This window comes from Luteimonas sp. Soil_C_5 (genome assembly GCF_057656615.1).
Map to the genome: position 1 here is coordinate 1 of NZ_JBDGKA010000002.1, position 17,490 is coordinate 17,490.

At 66.9% G+C, this 17,490-nt stretch carries 12 protein-coding genes and 1 tRNA gene; 1 reads left to right on the forward strand and 12 read right to left on the reverse strand.

All coding sequences use genetic code 11. The annotated features are described in order from the left end of the window. Positions 1-448 precede the first annotated feature (448 nt). Positions 449-1,660, reverse strand: coding sequence for an enoyl-ACP reductase FabV (gene fabV / locus AC3A5K_RS04405; RefSeq protein WP_487616316.1), 1,212 nt, complete (start codon positions 1,658-1,660; stop codon positions 449-451). 248 nt (positions 1,661-1,908) lie between these two features. On the opposite strand from fabV, the gene AC3A5K_RS04410 reads away from it, so the two are divergent. Next, entirely contained in the window at positions 1,909-2,457 is a 549-nt protein-coding gene (locus tag AC3A5K_RS04410; protein ID WP_487616317.1) for a cytochrome b, read from the forward strand. A gap of 137 nt (positions 2,458-2,594) precedes the next feature. Here AC3A5K_RS04410 and asnB read toward each other — a convergent pair whose 3' ends face one another. From asnB to nuoN, 11 genes are all read right to left on the reverse strand, one after another. After that, the gene (gene asnB, locus AC3A5K_RS04415) at positions 2,595-4,304 is read right to left on the reverse strand and encodes an asparagine synthase B (RefSeq protein ID WP_487616318.1); all 1,710 of its coding nucleotides are present in this window, start codon (positions 4,302-4,304) and stop codon (positions 2,595-2,597) included. A 312-nt stretch (positions 4,305-4,616) separates the two neighbouring features. Then, a complete protein-coding gene (gene dctA / locus AC3A5K_RS04420; protein WP_487616319.1) occupies positions 4,617-6,023 on the reverse strand; it encodes a C4-dicarboxylate transporter DctA in 1,407 nt (468 codons plus the stop codon). A 493-nt stretch (positions 6,024-6,516) separates the two neighbouring features. After that, positions 6,517-8,625: a polyribonucleotide nucleotidyltransferase gene (gene pnp / locus AC3A5K_RS04425; protein ID WP_487616320.1), complete on the reverse strand. Its 2,109-nt coding sequence runs from the start codon at positions 8,623-8,625 to the stop codon at positions 6,517-6,519. A gap of 120 nt (positions 8,626-8,745) precedes the next feature. Then, entirely contained in the window at positions 8,746-9,012 is a 267-nt protein-coding gene (gene rpsO, locus AC3A5K_RS04430) for a 30S ribosomal protein S15 (protein WP_487616321.1), read from the reverse strand. Positions 9,013-9,165: 153 nt separating this feature from the next. Continuing rightward, positions 9,166-10,146 (reverse strand): tRNA pseudouridine(55) synthase TruB, encoded by a 981-nt coding sequence (gene truB / locus AC3A5K_RS04435; RefSeq protein WP_487616322.1) that lies wholly within the window; start codon positions 10,144-10,146, stop codon positions 9,166-9,168. Between the two features lie 40 nt (positions 10,147-10,186). Continuing rightward, positions 10,187-10,549: a 30S ribosome-binding factor RbfA gene (gene rbfA / locus AC3A5K_RS04440; RefSeq protein WP_487616323.1), complete on the reverse strand. Its 363-nt coding sequence runs from the start codon at positions 10,547-10,549 to the stop codon at positions 10,187-10,189. A gap of 113 nt (positions 10,550-10,662) precedes the next feature. After that, positions 10,663-13,263 (reverse strand): translation initiation factor IF-2, encoded by a 2,601-nt coding sequence (gene infB, locus AC3A5K_RS04445; RefSeq protein WP_487616324.1) that lies wholly within the window; start codon positions 13,261-13,263, stop codon positions 10,663-10,665. Between the two features lie 77 nt (positions 13,264-13,340). After that, positions 13,341-14,852: a transcription termination factor NusA gene (nusA, locus tag AC3A5K_RS04450; RefSeq protein ID WP_487616325.1), complete on the reverse strand. Its 1,512-nt coding sequence runs from the start codon at positions 14,850-14,852 to the stop codon at positions 13,341-13,343. Between the two features lie 8 nt (positions 14,853-14,860). Continuing rightward, a complete protein-coding gene (locus tag AC3A5K_RS04455; RefSeq protein WP_487616326.1) occupies positions 14,861-15,499 on the reverse strand; it encodes a ribosome maturation factor RimP in 639 nt (212 codons plus the stop codon). A 236-nt stretch (positions 15,500-15,735) separates the two neighbouring features. Next, positions 15,736-15,812: transfer RNA gene (locus tag AC3A5K_RS04460), tRNA-Met, on the reverse strand. A gap of 120 nt (positions 15,813-15,932) precedes the next feature. Then, positions 15,933-17,384 carry an NADH-quinone oxidoreductase subunit NuoN gene (nuoN, locus tag AC3A5K_RS04465; RefSeq protein WP_487616327.1) on the reverse strand — a complete coding sequence of 484 codons (1,452 nt, stop codon included), beginning with the start codon at positions 17,382-17,384 and terminating at the stop codon, positions 15,933-15,935. Positions 17,385-17,490 lie beyond the last annotated feature (106 nt).

Consider the following 17,490-nt stretch of genomic DNA (forward strand, 5'->3'; position numbering starts at 1 on the left):
CTTCCGCGCTGTCGCGCGGCTTACTTTTGTCTTGCCAAAAGTAAGCAAAAACGCCGTCGCCGGACGCGATCCGATGCTATGAAGCCGCATCGGTCCCCTGCGCTTCTCGGTCGACGGGGCACGCAGCCCAAACTCGCTGCGCTCAGACATGGGCTGCTCTTCGGCCCCGTCGCCCTGCGATGCTCGGCTCGCTTTACGGCTCGATACGTCAAAGGCCGAGACCAAAGCGAAAGCAAAAGCGAAATTCGAAGCCGAAGCCGAAGCCGAAGCCAAGCAAGCGCAGAAACGAACCTCGGCCAGTACACAGACCCGTGAAACACTCACAGCGCAAGCGTCTCTGGCGACAGCGCACGCACCGACAACGAGCCCTACCGTTCGCTCCGCACGACGAGGCGGACCAAAAAAAAGCCCCGCAACTGCGGGGCTTTTTTTCAAATGCTGCCAGACCTCAGTCGCGCAACTCGATCACATCGAACTCGACCAGCGGCTCGACCTCCGCGTCGTAGTCCACATCCTCGCGCTCGAACCCGAACAGTTTCAGGAACTCGTGCTTGTAGGCCGCATAGTCGGTGAGCTCGAACAGGTTGTCGGTCGTGATCTGCGGCCACAGCGCCTTGCACTCGGCCTGCACGTCGTCGCGCAGCTCCCAGTCGTCCAGACGCAGGCGGTGTTCGCCATCGACCTCGGCCGGGGTGCCGTCGGCGCGGTACATGCGCTCGCGGAACAGGCGGTCGAGCTGTTCGATCGTGCCTTCGTGCACGCCGTGCTCCTTCATGACCTTGAAGGCGATGGCGATATACAGCGGCAACACCGGAATCGCGGCGCTGGCCTGGGTGACCACCGACTTGAGCACGGCGACGTTCGCACTGCCGCCGGTTTCGGCGAGCTGCGCGTCGATGCGACGCGCGGTCGCGTCGAGGTCGGCTTTGGCCTTGCCCAGCGCGCCATGCCAGTAGATCGGCCAGGTGATCTCGGTGCCGATGTAGCTGAAGGCGACCGTCTTCGCGCCGTCGGCCAGCACGCCGGCCTCGCGCAGCGCGTCGATCCACAGCTGCCAGTCTTCGCCGCCCATCACGGTCACGGTGTCGGCGATCTCCTGCTCGGTCGCAGGCTCGATCGACGCTTCGATGATCTGGTCCTTGTTGGTGTCGATCGCGGTCGAGGTGTAGGCCTCGCCGATCGGCTTGAGCGCGGAGCGCTTCACTTCGCCGGTGGCGGGCAGCTTGCGCACCGGCGACGCCAGCGAATAGACGACCAGATCGACCTGCCCGCCCATCTCGTTCCTGATCAGATCGATCGCCTGCGCGCGCGCGGCGTCGGAGAAGGCATCGCCGTTGATCGAGCGGCTGTAGAGGCCGGCGTCCTTTGCGTAGCGATCGAACGCGGCGGCGTTGTACCAGCCGGCCGTGCCGGGCTTCTTGTCGGTGCCGGGCTTTTCGAAGAACACGCCCAGCGTGTCGGCGCCGAAGCCGAACGCCGCGCTGATGCGCGCCGCGAGGCCGTAGCCGCTGGAGGCGCCGATCACGAGCACCTTCTTCGGGCCGTCGGTGCGCACGCCCTGCGCCTGCGTCGCGGCGATCTGGTCGCGCACGTTGTGGTCGCAGCCGGTCGGATGCGTGGTGGTGCAGATGAAGCCGCGGACCTTGGGATGGATGATCACTGTGCTGCTCGTGTGTCTGGAAACGTGACGCCCAGTTTACGGGCTGGGGTCGCCGGGGTCCCGTACGGGGGTCGATGGTGCGGCGGCAACTGGATCGTTTGTTCCGCAGCCCGCCGCCTGTCTCCAGCACGCCGGGAGCTGTCTGCGGCAATCGCTGTCGTGGCGCCGTTCCCGCGTTTGCAAAGACGATTGACAGCACGCGGGCGCCCGGCTGAACTGTGCACCGGATTTCCGCCCTGGATGCACCCATGCCGTCTCGCTGGACCGATTCACCGCTGCGCTACGGCCTGGTCACGCGGGTGCTGCACTGGGGCATGGGCGCGCTGTTCGCGTGGCAGTTCACCGGCATGGGCGTGAAGCTGACGCTGGGCAAGCATCCGCTGACCGCGTTCCTCGTCGGCTCGCACAAGCCGGTGGGCACGCTGCTGATGCTGGCGATCCTGCTGCGCGGCGCCTGGGGCCTGTCGCAGTGGCGCAATCGCCCGCCGCATCCGGCGACGCCGGTCGGCCGCCTCGCACTCGCGGGGCATGCGCTGCTGTACGCGCTGATGGCCTACGTGCCGACCGTCGCGCTGATGCGGGAATACGGCAGCGGCCGCGGCTTCGCACCGTGGGGCGTGCCGCTGTTTCCCGCCACCGGTGAAAAGCTGGAATGGCTGATGGCGCCGGCGAACCTGTCGCACGGCGTCATCGCCTGGACCCTGCTCGCCGTCGTCGCCGGCCACGTCGCGATGGTCGCGCTGCATCACTTCTTCTGGCGCGATACGACGCTGGCGCGGATGGCGGGCAAGCTCTGAAGCGCCGTTGATCAAGTCCGGTTTTGCGCGTCATTCCCGCGAAGGCGGGAATGACGATTGTTTCAGCGTCGCCCAAGTGGGCGCGACATCCGCTCGCGGGAATTGTTATTCCTCGCTTCGCGAGGGAGGGCTTGCACTCAGGCCGCCACCGCCGCGTTGTGCACGCCGGCCACCGCACGCCCCGATGGATCGGCGGCATTCGCGAACGCAGCGTCCCAGGCGATCGCCGCAGGCGACGAACAGGCGATCGACTTGCCGCCCGGCACGGTGGCGGCCGCCGCCGGTGACGGGAACACGCGCTCGAAGGCGCTGCGATAGAAGTACGCCTCCTTCGTCAGCGGCGGGTTGTGCGGGAAGCGGCTCGCCGCGGCCGCGAGTTCGCGATCGCTGACCTGCGCCTCGGCATGCGCCTTGAGCCCGTCGATCCAGCCGTAGCCGACGCCGTCGCTGAACTGTTCCTTCTGCCGCCACAGGATCTCGTCGGGCAAATGGCCGTCGAACGCGGCGCGCAGCACGCCCTTCTCCATGCGCTGATAGCCGTCGCTGCCGCGGTGGATCATCTTGTGCGCGGCGTCGAAGCGCATCGCCACGTCGAGGAACTCGCGATCGAGGAACGGCACGCGCGGCTCCACGCCCCAGGCCATCATCGACTTGTTCGCGCGCAGACAGTCGTAGTTGTGCAGCGCATCGAGCTTGCGCACCAGCTCTTCGTGGAACTGCCGCGCGTCCGGTGCCTTGTGGAAGTACAGATAGCCGCCGAAGATCTCGTCGCTGCCCTCGCCCGACAGCACCATCTTCACGCCCATCGCCTTGATGCGGCGCGCGAGCAGGAACATCGGTGTCGACGCGCGGATCGTCGTCACGTCGAAGGTCTCGACGTGGCGGATCACATCGGGAATCGCATCGAGGCCTTCCTCGAAGGTGTACTCGAAGCCGTGATGCACGGTGCCCAGCGACTCGGCGGCAATCGCCGCCGCCGCGAGATCGGGCGAGCCCTTGAGACCGATCGCGAACGAGTGCAGGCGCGGCCACCAGGCCTCGCTGCGGTCGCCATCCTCGACGCGGTGCCGCGCATAGCGGGCGGCGACCGCGGCGACCAGCGAAGAATCCAGACCGCCCGACAGCAGCACGCCGTAAGGCACGTCGGTCATCAGCTGGCGATGCACGGCGGCCTCGAAGGCCTCGCGCACATCGTCGAGTGACACATCCACGCCTTCCACCGCATCGAAGTCGCGCCACGGCCGCTCGTAGTACCGGGTGAGCACGCCAGTCGCGCTGTCGTACCAGTGCCCGGGCGGGAACTGGGCGACATCGGCGCAGGTGTCGGCCAGCGCCTTCATCTCGGATGCGACGCGCAGGCGGCCTTCGCGGTCGTGACCCCAGTACAGCGGCACCACGCCGATCGGATCGCGGGCGATGATCGCGCGACCGCTGTCGCGGTCCCACAGTGCGAACGCGAAGATGCCGTTGAGCCGCTCGAGGAACGCGGACGGCCCGCTGCCGTCGGCCTCGTGCTCCCGGTACAGCGCGCTGACCACTTCGCAATCGGACGCGGTCTGGAACGCGTACGGCACGCGCAGTTCGGTCTTCAGCGTCTGGTGGTTGTAGATCTCGCCGTTGACCGCGAGCACCAGCGCGCCGTCCTCGGACAGCAGCGGCTGCGAGCCGCCCGCCGGGTCGACGATGGCGAGGCGCTCATGCACGAGGATCGCGCGGTCGTCGACGTGCACGCCGCTCCAGTCGGGGCCGCGGTGGCGCTGGCGCTGCGAGCACTCGAGCGCCTGCCGGCGCAGAACACTTGCGTCGTCGCCGGGTTGCAGGCCGAAGATGCCGAAGATTGAACACATGGTGGAGCTCCTGGATGTCGTGGATCGCGATGTCATGGGAGCCGGATGCGGACACAAAAAAACCCGCATCGCGGCCGATGCGGGTTCGTGTTTCCGGTGCCTGCGCGTCTCGTCTTACTGCTGCGCCAGCTCCCACACCCGCATCGGCCGCGCACGATTATTCGTGCGCAGTGCGTTGCGGTTGAGATTGCTGGCGGCGATGCGGGGCATGGCTTGCAACCTAAAGGCTATGGGGAAGACACGCAACCGTTGCGTACGCAACGGCTGCATGGGGTCGTCAACGCGACTTGCGTCGACGACCGGCCAGACCGCTTACTTCGCGGCCAGCACCTCGTTCGGCGCGGGCGTCACCGGCGTCGCATTCGCGGCGGCCGCCAGGCGGTCCGCGTCGACCAGCGCCGGATTGTCGAGCACCTCGTTCAGACGCTCGCGATCGAGCTGCCCGGTCCAGCGTGCGATGACCAGCGTGCCGATGCCGTTGCCGGTCAGGTTGGTCAGTGCGCGGCCCTCCGACATGAAGCGGTCGATACCGACGATCAAGGCGATGCCCGCGAGCGGAATCACGCTCTCGAACGCGGCCAGCGAGGCCGCCAGGGTCACCAGGCCTGCGCCCGACACACCGGCCGCACCGTTCGACGAGATCAGCATGAAGACCAGCAGCGCGATCTGCGTGCCCAGCGGCACTTCGATGCCGAACGCCTGGGCGATGAAGATCGCGCCCATCGACATGTAGATCGCGGTGCCGTCGAGGTTGAACGAGTAGCCGGTGGGGATCGTCAGGCCGACGACCGACTTCGGCACGCCCGCCGCTTCGAGTTTCGCCAGCATGCGCGGCAGCACCGTCTCCGACGACGAGGTGCCGAGCACGATCAGCAGCTCGTCGCGGATCATGCGGATGTACTTGAAGATGCTGAAGCCCGACCACCAGCAGATCGGTCCGAGCACCAGGAACAGGAACAGCAGGCAGGTCACCCAGAAGCTGACCATGAAGTAGCCGAGCGAGCCGAGGATCGCGCCGCCGTACTCGCCGATGGTGAAGGCCATGCCGCCCATCGCGCCGAGCGGTGCGAACCACATGACGATCTTGATGACGCCGAACATCACCTGGGCGATCGTGTCGAGCGCGGCGACCGCGGGCTTGCCGCGTTCGCCCAGCATCGAGATCGCGCAGGCGACGAGGATCGCCATCACCAGCACCTGGATCAGCTGGCCCTCGACGAAGGCGCCCATGAACGAGCTGGGCACCAGGTGCAGTAGGAAGCCGGTCAGGCCCTCGCCCGCCGCAGCGCCCGCGCTGCTGAGGGTGCCTTCGGCGGCCGAGGCGTCGAAGGTCGCGATGTCGAGACCGAGGTTGCGGCCCGGGCCGAAGAGATTGATCACCACCAGACCGATGCCCAGTGCGAACACGGTGGTGACGTTGAAGTAGATGACGGTCTTGAGCGCCAGGCCACCGGCCTTGGCGAGATTGCCGAGTCCGGCGATGCCGACGGCGACGGTGGCGAAGATGGTCGGGGCGATCACCACCTTGACCAGCTTGATGAAGAGATCGGCCAGCCACTTCATCTGCGCGCCGACCTGCGGCGCGGCCAGGCCGATGACGATGCCCGCGGCGATGCCGATCAACACCCAGAAATACAGGTGGTGCCAGAACGGCTTCTTGGCCGGGGGACCTGGCGTGGGCGAGGTAATGGGAGTCTGGGGGGAGGTTTCGGTCTGCATCCGGCAAGCGTGCCAGAGGACGGGGCCGCGCAAACTCACCCGATAGGACTAGATCGCCCAGTCAGGCAGGACGAATTGCCCTGTTCATCCGGTTTCGCGCGGTTGCGAGCGGAATATCCGTCGACGCGATGGCCTGCTGGCGCTGGCGACAGCTTTTCCGAGGGGATGGCGCCCCCGTCCACAGCGTGGGGTGCAAGCAGTCCCGCCCACCTCCTGCCTCCCGCCTCCCGCTCGCCGCTGCTACACGCCACACGCCACTGCCGAAACCGAAACCGAAACCGAACCAGTCTTCCGCGGCAACGCCGCGCGGGCCAACACCAGGTGTGACCCGAAGTAGCGCACGGACGACCTGGCGGCGCGCGACGTCCGCCGGCCCGAACCTGTGTGCGCGGTGCGACATGCCGCTGGCCGGGTCTCCGGACCCGCCGGTCCTGAAACGCAGAAAGCGGGCCGAAGCCCGCTTTCTGGTGACGCATGACGCTGTCGCTGGCGATTACTCGGCCGGCGTGCCTTCGCCTTCGGCGACGGCCTTCATCGACAGGCGGATGCGGCCCTGCTTGTCGACTTCCAGCACCTTGACCTTGACCACGTCGCCTTCCTTGAGCACGTCGCCGACCTTCTCGACACGCTCGTTGGAGATCTGCGACACGTGAACCAGACCGTCCTTGCCGGGGGAGATCGTCACGAATGCACCGAAGTCCATCAGCTTGACGACCTTGCCCTCGTAGATGCGGCCCGGCTCGACGTCAGAGGTGATCTGCTCGATGCGTTCCTTCGCGGCGCGGCCAGCGGCGGCGTCGACCGAAGCGATCGTGATCGTGCCGTCGTCCTGGATGTCGATCTGGGTGCCGGTTTCCTTGGTGATGCCCTGGATGACCGAACCGCCCTTGCCGATGACTTCGCGGATCTTGTCGGGGTGGATCTTGATCGTGATCAGGCGCGGCGCGAACTCGCTGAGTTCGGTACGGGCCGTGGTCAGCGCGCTGCTCATCTCCTGGAGGATGTGCAGACGACCCTGCTTCGCCTGGGCCAGCGCGACCTTCATGATCTCTTCGGTGATGCCCTGGATCTTGATGTCCATCTGCAGCGCCGAGATGCCGTTCGTGGTGCCGGCGACCTTGAAGTCCATGTCGCCGAGGTGGTCTTCGTCACCCAGGATGTCCGACAGCACGACGTAGTCGTCGCCTTCCTTGACCAGGCCCATCGCGATGCCGGCGACCGGTGCCTTGATCGGCACGCCCGCGTCCATCAGCGCCAGCGAGGAACCGCAGACCGATGCCATCGACGAGGAACCGTTCGACTCGGTGATCTCCGACACGACGCGGATGGTGTACGGGAATTCTTCCATCGTCGGCATCACGGCGAGCACGCCGCGCTTGGCCAGACGGCCGTGGCCGATCTCGCGACGCTTCGGACCCATCATGCGGCCGGCTTCGCCCACCGAGTACGGGGGGAAGTTGTAATGGAACAGGAAGTGCTCTTTGTACTCGCCGGCGACGGCGTCGATGATCTGGCCATCGCGCGCGGTGCCGAGGGTCACGGCGACGATCGCCTGCGTCTCGCCACGGGTGAACAGCGAGGAGCCGTGCACGCGCGGCAGGATGCCGACCTTGGACGCGATCGGACGCACGGTATCGAGCGCACGACCGTCGATACGGACCTTGGTCTTGAGGACCGAGTCGCGCATCGTCTGGTATTCCTGCTCGCCGAATTCCTTCGACAGCTCGCTGTTCGACCAGGCATTGGCCTCGGCGTGCGGCTGCACGGCTTCGAGGATCGCCTTCTTGACCTTGGAGATCGCATCCTTGCGCTCGAGCTTGTCGCGCACCTGGAAGGCGCTGGCGAGCTGCTCGCCGATCGCGGTGCGCAGGGTCGAGATCAGGCCTTCATTGGAGGCCGGCGCCGACCATTCCCACTTCGGCTTGCCGGCTTCGGCGACGAGCTCGTTGATCGTGGCGATGGCGACCTGCATCTGCTGGTGGCCGAACATCACGGCGCCGAGCATCACGTCTTCCGACAGTTCCTTGGCTTCCGACTCGACCATCAGCACGGCGTTCGCGGTACCGGCGACGACGAGCTCGAGATCCGAATCCTTCAGCTCGGACACGGTCGGGTTCAGCAGGTACTGGCCGTCCTTGTAACCGACCTTGGCAGCGCCGATCGGGCCGTCGAACGGCGCGCCCGAAAGCGACAGCGCGGCCGAGGCGCCGATGAGCGCGAGGATGTCGCCGTCGACGTCCGGGTTCATCGACATCACGGTGGCGATGATCTGGACTTCGTTGCGGAAGCCATCGGGGAACAGCGGACGGATCGGACGGTCGATCAGACGCGAGATCAGCGTCTCCTTCTCGGTGGCGCGACCTTCACGCTTGAAGAAGCCACCCGGAATGCGGCCGCCGGCGTAGAACTTTTCCTGGTAGTCGACGGTCAGCGGAAAGAAATCCTGGCCTTCGCGCGCGGTCTTGTTGGCGACCGCGGCGACCAGCACCTGGGTGCCGTCGCAGGACACCATCACGGCGCCGCCGGCCTGGCGCGCAATCTCGCCGGTCTCGAGCGTCACCGTCTGGTTGCCGTACTGGAAGCTCTTTGTCACTTTTGCCACGTTGGAATTCCTTGATGTCTCTTGCGATGAACCGTCCGGGACCCATGCCCCGGCGGGCGGACGCTGCCCACGCCCTAAAAAGAACCGCGGCGCATTTCTGCGCCGCGGTGGGTGTCAGTCTTAGCGACGCAGACCAAGCTTCTCGATCAGGGCCTTGTAGCGATCCGCATCCTTCCGGTGCAGATAGTCCAGCAGGCTGCGACGACGGTTGACCATCATCAACAGGCCGCGGCGGCTGTGGTGGTCCTTCTTGTGCGTCTTGAAGTGCTCGGTCAGGTGCACGATGCGTGCGGTCAGCAGGGCGACCTGGACTTCCGGGGAGCCGGTGTCGTTCTCGCCGCGCTTGTGGTCTTCGATGATCTTGGTGTTGTCGATGGTGCTGGTCATTGCATGCTCTCTGGACGCGGATCCCGCAGAAGACGGCGACGTGTCGGATGACCGTCGCGTACCGCCCGGACCGCCTGTGGATGGGTGTTGCGGACGCCTTGAAAAAGGCGGCGAAAGTGTACCGCTTGCCCGGGTGACGGACAAGGCGGCCATTCAGTCTGCGGTCGTCTCCGCGCCTGCGCGGCGGAACATGCGCTGTGCGTGGAGGCGACCTTCGGCGTCCACCCGCCCCAGCCCTTCGGCCCGGCCGCCCGGCCCGACGATCGCGACTTCGCCTTCGGGGGCATAGGGACCCGGCACGCCCTGCCCGTTCTGGAGGCGCGCGGCCTGCCTGGCGTCGACCTGCACGGCGGGCCAGGCCAGCATGCCGGCCTCGATCTCCAGCAGGCAGGCTTCGAGTCCGCGTTCGCTGCGGGCGGCCAGCGCCTGCAGGTCCTCGAGCGTCCACATGCGCGGATCGCGGAAGGGATCGACCCACAGCCGGCGCAGCTCGGCGACATGCGCGCCGCAGCCGAGCAGTTCGCCGAGGTCGCGGACCAGGCTGCGCACATAGGTGCCGGAGCCGCATTCGACGTGCAGACGCAGCTGCGGCGCACCGCCGGGTTCGAGCACGCCATCGAGCAGATCCGCGGCCGACTGGAGTTCGAACGCGTGAACGTCGACCGGACGCACGTCGACCTCGACCGTTTCACCGCGGCGCGCCTTGGCGTACAGCGGCTCGCCGCCGCGCTTGAGCGCGGAATAGATGGGCGGACGTTGCTGGATGCGGCCGACCAGCTGGGCGAGCGCGGCGTCGAGGGTCTCGATCGTCAGCGGCGGCACGGGCCGCTCGCGCAGGATCTCGCCGTCGGCATCGTCGGTATCGGTGACCTGGCCCAGCCGGGCGACCGTGGTGTAGGCCTTGCGCGCACCGAGCAGGCCGCTGGCGATCTTGGTGGCCTCGCCGAAACAGACCGGCAGCAGGCCGGTGGCCAGCGGATCGAGGCTGCCGGTATGCCCGCCCTTGTCGGCGCGGAACAGATGGCGCACGCGCTGCAGCGCCTGGTTGGAGCTCATGCCGCGCGGCTTGTCGAGCAGCAGGATGCCGTCGAGCTTGCGGAAGACGGTGCGCGGGCGACTCGGGGAACGTGTCATCGGGAATACGGTGGACGGGCGCGTCGCAGCCGCGACGGCGTCACTCCGCCGGCGGCGTGTTGTCGAGATCGCGCAGCAGGTGGTCGATCCGCTCGCCGCGGTCCACGGAATCGTCGTAGTGGAAATGCAGCTCGGGCACGTGGCGCATCTTGACCGCACGGGCCAGACGGAACCGGATCTCGTGCGCGACGGCCTTGAGGCCCTTCACCGCCTCGGCCGAACGCTCGGACTGCAGCGCGGTGACGAACACCTTGGCGTGGGCCATGTCGCGCGTGACTTCGACGTCGGACACGCTGACGGACGGCAGGCCATGTTCGGAGACGGCCTCACGGACCAGCGTGCCGAGTTCCCGGCGAAGCTGGGCGGACACGCGATCGGTGCGATGGAAGGATTTCTGGGCCAAGACGGATCTTCGTAATCAGGGGAATTGAAAAACAGCAACGCCGCGCGAGGACATCGCGCGGCGAAGCGGGCGGCGGCACCGCGATGCGGGACCGCCCTGCCCGGCGCACGCCCTTACAGGGTGCGCTGGACCTCGATGCGCTCGAAGCACTCGATCTGGTCGCCCGGCTTGACGTCGTTGTAGGCCTTGACGCCGATGCCGCACTCGGTGCCGTTGCGCACTTCGTCGACGTTTTCCTTGAAGCGGCGCAGCGATTCCAGCTCGCCTTCGAAGACCACGGTGTTGTCGCGCAACACGCGGATCGGCTTGTTCCGCCGGACCACGCCCTCGATGACCATCGAGCCCGCGACCGCACCGAACTTCGAGCTGCGGAACACGTCGCGCACTTCCGCGGTACCGATGATCTCTTCGCGGATCTCCATGCCCAGGATGCCCGAAGCCACCTGCTTGACCTGGTCGATCACGTCGTAGATCACCGAGAAGTAGCGCAGATCCAGCGCGCTGTTCTCGATCACCTTGCGCGCCGACGCGTCGGCACGGACGTTGAAGCCGATGATCGTGGCCTTCGCCGCGGCCGCCGAGTTGGCGTCCGACTCGGTGATGCCGCCGACGCCGGAAACGATGACGTTGATGCGGATCTGCTCGTTCGACAGCGCGATCAGCGACTGCTTGAGCGCCTCGACCGAACCCTGCACGTCCGCCTTGATGACCAGGTTGAGCGACAGCTGCTGCTCGGCCTGGCCCATCTGCGCCATGATGTCTTCCATGCGGTTGCCCGCGGCCTGCACCAGGCGCGTCTCGCGACGCTTGCCCTCGCGCTGCTGGGCGACTTCCTTGGCCAGACGCTCGTCGGCGACGACGACGAAATCGTCGCCCGCATCCGGCACGCCCGACAGACCCAGCACCTGCACCGGGATCGACGGACCGGCCGTCTGCACCTGGGTGCCGGTTTCGTCGAACAGCGCACGCACGCGGCCGTACTGCACGCCGCAGACGAGATAGTCGCCGCGCGCCAGTTCGCCCTGCTGCACGAGCACCGTTGCGACCGGGCCGCGGCCCTTGTCCAGCGAGGACTCGATGACCGTACCGCTCGCGCGGCCTTCGGCCACGGCACGCAGTTCCAGCACCTCGGACTGCAGCGAGATCGCATCGAGCAGATCGTCGACGCCGTCGCCGGTCTTGGCCGACAGCTCCACCATCTGCGTGTCGCCGCCGAAGTCCTCGGCCACGATCTCGTGCTCGAGCAGTTCGTTCTTGACCCGCGACGGATCCGCGCCCGACTTGTCGATCTTGTTGATCGCCACGATCAGCGGCACCTTCGCCGCCTTCGCGTGCTTGATCGCCTCGACCGTCTGCGGCATGACGCCGTCGTCGGCCGCGACCACCAGGATCACGATGTCGGTGAGCTTCGCGCCGCGTGCGCGCATCGAGGTGAATGCCGCGTGGCCCGGGGTGTCGAGGAAGCTGATGACGCCCTTCTCGGTTTCCACGTGGTACGCGCCGATGTGCTGGGTGATGCCACCCGCTTCGCCCGAGGCGATCTTGGTGCGGCGGATGTAATCCAGCAGCGAGGTCTTGCCGTGGTCGACGTGACCCATGATCGTGACCACCGGCGGACGTGCGACCAGGTCACCCTGCGCTTCGCCCACGTGTGCGATCAGCTCGCTCTCGGCGTCGTCGGCGTCCGCACGGACGGCGATGTGGCCGAGTTCCTCGACCGCCAGCGCGGCCGTGTCGTGATCGATCGACTGGGTGATGGTCGCCATGACGCCCATCTTGAACAGCGCCTTGACCACGTCGCCGCCCTTCATCGCAAGCTTCTGCGCGAGGTCGGCCACGGTGATCGCGTCGCCGATCGCGACTTCGCGCTGCATCGGTGCCGTCGGGCGCTCGAAGCCGTGCGGGCCGCCGCCACTGCGCGACTGCGAGCCGCTGCGACGCTGCGGGCCGCCACGCTGCGGCTTGCCGCGCGTGTTGCCGGTGCTGCGACGGGCGCGATCGGAGGCGCTGAGGTGCAGCTGGCCGGCGAAGCGTGCGGTCTTGTCGTCGTCTTCGACGCCGCTGACCATCGCGTGCGAACCGCGGTTGGCCTTGTGCTTGGCGGCGGCAGGCGTGCGGTCGTCCGGGCGCGGCGCGGCCGGCGGCTTGTGACCGTGACCATGGGCCGTCGTGCGGCGCGCGGCTTCGGCTTCGTCCGGCACGGCTGCAGCCGCGGCCGCAGCTTCCTGACGCAGACGCTCGGCTTCGGCCTCGGCTTCCAGGCGGCGCTGCTCGATCGCCTCGGCGCGCTGCTTGTCTTCGGCGGCCAGACGCTGCTGCTCGGACAGGTTCTTGGCGCGGGACTCTTCCAGCTTGCGCAGGATGTCGGCGCGCTCGGCGTCCGGATCGAGGCGTGCCTCGCTCGGGCTCAGCGTCACCTTCTTGCGCACGACCACGTCGACCGTCTGGCGGTTCTTGCCGCCGCCGACCGTCAGTTCCTGCTTGCGGCTGCGGTTGAGCGTGATCTTCTTCGGCGCAGCGGCGTCCTCGACAGGAGCGTCGCTCTTGCCGTGCGCACGCTTGAGGAAGCCGAGCAGTTTCAGCTTTTCCGCGCTGGTGACGACCTGGTCGGGATCGCTGAACGGCATGCCCGCTTCGGACAGCTGTTCAAGCAGTTTCTCGACCGGCGTGTTCACCAGTGCGGCCAGCTTGCGGATGGTGGTTTGTTGCGACATTCGTGATTCGTATCCCGTTAGCGCGGGCCAGAGCCGGCGCATGAGTGGTGCATTCTACCCGCGACGCGCCTGCGGCCTCAGCCCTCGCGTTCCAGGCGTGCGATTTCCTCGGAGCGGGCGGCCAGGATCAGCGCGGCCGCGCGGGCTTCGTCCAGCCCCTCGATGCCGAACTCGACCACCTCGTCGGCCCCCAGGTCCGAGAGGTCCTCACTGGTACGCACACCGTTTGAAGCGAGCGCGAATGCGGTCTCGTCGTCCATGCCCTCGAGCTCCAGCAGGTCCTGCGCCGGTGCGTTGCCGTCGGCCTCTTCCTCGACCGCCAGCGCGTCGTTGAGCAACGCGTCGCGGGCGCGCGAGCGCAGTTCCTCGACGATGTCCTCGTCGAAGCCCTCGACCGCGAGCAGCTCGCCGACCGGCACGTAGGCGATTTCCTCGACCGTGCCGAAACCTTCGGTCACCAGGATGCCGGCGATCTCCTCGTCGACTTCCAGCTTGTCCATGAACAGTTGGCGCGCGGCCGTCTGCTCGGATTCGGACTTCGCGGTGACCTGGTCCTGGGTCATCACGTTGAGCTGCCAGCCGGCCAGACGGCTGGCCAGACGCACGTTCTGGCCACCCTTGCCGATCGCCTGGGCCAGCTTGTCTTCCGCGACCGCCAGGTCCATCGAGTGCTTGTCTTCGTCGACGACGATCGACTGCACTTCGGCCGGGGCCATCGCGTTGATGACGAACTGCGCCGGGTTGTCCGACCACAGCACGATGTCGACGCGCTCGCCGTTCAATTCGTTCGACACCGCCTGCACGCGCGAACCGCGCATGCCGATGCAGGCGCCGATGGGATCGGTGCGGGTGTCGTAGGCCAGCACGGCGATCTTGGCGCGATCGCCCGGATCACGTGCGCAGGCCTTGATCTCGACCAGACCCTGGCCGACTTCCGGCACTTCGAGCTTGAACAGCTCCATCATGAATTCGGGCGCGGCGCGGCTGATGAACAGCTGCGGGCCGCGGGGCTCGCTGCGCACGTCGTACAGGTAGCCGCGGATGCGGTCACCGGCGCGCACGACGTCGCGCGGAATCGCCTTGTCCTTCTGGATCAGCGCTTCGGCGTTGCCGCCGAGATCGACGTAGACGTTGCCGCGCTCGACGCGCTTGACCACGCCCGTGACCAGCTCGCCCACGCGATCCTTCCACGCATCGACGACCTGCTGGCGCTCGGCTTCGCGCACGCGCTGCACGATGACCTGCTTGGCGGCCTGGGCGGCGATGCGACCGAAGTCGACGTTCTCGATCTGTTCTTCGATGTAATCGCCGATCTCGACGCCATCGGCCTCTTCGATCGCGTCCATCATGCGGATCTGGCGGTCGGGCGACTCCATGACGACGTCATCGGCCACCACTTCCCAGCGACGGAAGGTCTCGTAGCTGCCGTCCTTCGAATCGATCGCCACACGTGTCACCACGTCCTGGTCGATGTAGCGCTTCTTGGCCGCAGTGGCCAGCGCGGCCTCGATGGCCTCCAGGATCACGGATTCCGGCACGCCCTTCTCGTTGGCGACCGCATCGACGACCAGCAACAGTTCCTTGCTCATCTTTTCATTCACTCCGCACCGGTCGACGGATCCGCCGACCGCTTGTTGTCACGTGGTGTGTGGTTTGCCTTGCGGGACGCACCCTTGGCGCGTCCGTTGTCTTTCTTATCGTGCGACGCGGCCAGTCCCAGCGCGGCCCAGTCGGGCACCAGGCGGGCCTTGTCGATATTGTCGGCGCCGACCTGGAAGGCCGTGCCGTCGACATCGAACGTGACCGTGTCACCCTCGACCGACACGATGCGCCCGGTCAGGCGACGACGCCCGTCCTGCGGCAGCTTCATGCCGACCTTGACCGTCTGACCGACGAAGCGCGCGAACTGCGCAGCCCCGAACAGCGGACGGTCGATGCCGGGCGAAGACACTTCGAGCGTGTAGTTGCCGGTGATCGGATCCTCGACGTCGAGCTGGGCCGACACCTCGCGGCTGACCGCCTCGCACTGTTCGATCGTCACGCCCTGCTCGGCGGGTGATGCCGCATCGGTGGCGGCCGCATCGGCCGCGATCGTGCCGGTGTCTCGGACATCGATATACAGACGCACCAGCGAACCGCCCGGCGCGGGCAGGTATTCGATGCCCAGCAGTTCGAGCCCGAGGGCTTCGACCGTCGGCGCCAGAAATTCGGTGAGTTGTGTCGCCTTGTCCGCCACTGGTCCCTCGTCCGTTGCGTGTCCGGTACCGCGATCGGGTCACCCCGGTTCGCAGGGCCCGCGGGTCGCCATCGGCGCCTGCGGTTTTCCGATCGTGGAAAACGACAAAGGGCCCGAAGGGCCCCTTGTCCGATACCACTGGATGTCGGCGCCGAAGCGAAGCAGTTGCTTCGGCAAAGCCCAGATTCTCCGCGTCGGATGCACCCTGGAGTGCGTCCGCGTTACCGCGATGAATGTGGTAGCGGGGGCAGGATTTGAACCTGCGACCTTCGGGTTATGAGCCCGACGAGCTGCCAGACTGCTCCACCCCGCATCAGAAGCGGAATTATGAAGATTGCTCTTCGATATTGCAAGAAGTTTCGAACGATTCCGCGTCCTTCGAACTTCCCCCGATTGCTGCGTGCGCAACGACCAGGTGCGCATACTAACAGACTCAAACGGCGAATGCCTGCTGGCACAGCGCCATCAACGGACTCCAGAACAGACCGAGGCCGAGCAGCGCCAGCGCATTGATCCCGAACACCACGCGCAGCGTGGTACCGGAGCGCTGGACCATCGGCGCCGAGGTCGGCGCATCGAAGTACATGACCTTGATCACGCGCAGGTAGTAGTACGCGCCGATCACCGCGAACACGATGCCGACGATCGCCAGCCACAGCAGATCGCCCTGCAGCGCGCCCTGCAGCACGACGAGCTTCGCCCAGAAGCCGAGGAACGGCGGCACACCGGCCAGCGAGGCCATGATGCACAGCACCAGGCCGGCCATCCACGGGCTGCGCTGGTTCAGGCCCTTGTAGTCGTCGATGTGTTCGGCCTCGAAGCCCTTGCGCGACAGCATGACGATCGCGCCGAACGCGGCCACCGACATCACCGCATAGCTGATGGCGTAGAACATCGCCGCCGCGTGACCGTCCGGACCACCGCCGGCCAGGCCGAGGAACAGGAAGCCGACGTGCGAGATCGTCGAGTACGCGAGCATGCGCTTGAGATTGGTCTGCGCGATCGCGAACAGGTTGCCGACCACCAGCGACAGCGCCGCCAGCAGGGACAGCAGCAGCTGCGTCTGTTCGTGCACCGGGCCGAGCGCGGTTTCGAGCAGGCGCCAGGTCATGCCGAACGCGGCGAGCTTGGGCACCGAGCTGATGAACGCGGTGATCGCGGTCGGAGCGCCGTGGTAGGTATCGGGTAGCCACATGTGGAACGGCGCGGCGCCGAACTTGAACGCGATGCCCACGACCAGGAACACCATGCCGGTCAGCAGCAGCACGCGGCCATCGCCCGTCAGTCCGCCGATCGCCTCGTGGATGCCCGGCAGCGACAGCGTGCCGGTCGCGCCGTAGACCAGCGACATGCCGAACAGCAGCATGCCCGAGGCCAGCGCGCCGAGGACGAAGTACTTCATCGCCGCTTCCGAGGACAGCGGGTTGTCCCGGTCGCAGGCCACCAGCGCATAGGAACACAGCGCCAGCAGTTCCAGACCGACATAGACCATCGTCAGGTTGTTGGCCGAGACCAGCAGCATCATGCCGGCGCTGGTGAACAGGAACAGGACCGGAATCTCGCCCTGGTACAGATCACGTTCGCGCAGGTAGGCCCAGGCATAGCCGAGCGCCACCGCGGCGACGACCAGGCCGGAGACCTTGAGCACATCGGCGCCGCCGTCGCGCACGAACATGTCGGCCAGCGTGCTGCCCTGCCCGCCCACGCCGAACGCGATCATCGCCGCCGCGCCGAGCAGCGTCGCCACCGCCAGCACGTGGGTGATGATCCGGCGGCGCGGGTCGATGAACAGGTCGAGCATCAGCAGGGCGAACGCGCCCAGCACCACGAACAGCTCGGGCACGATCGGGCCGAGTTCGGCCAGCGTGCGGACGGGGGGCGTCATGGGATTGTTGATCACTGCACACTTTCCTCGGCAATCCTGCGGATCGCACTGTTTCTATCATCGACCGATGCCGTCCATGGCGTGACATGGGCGACTCCGGAACGTC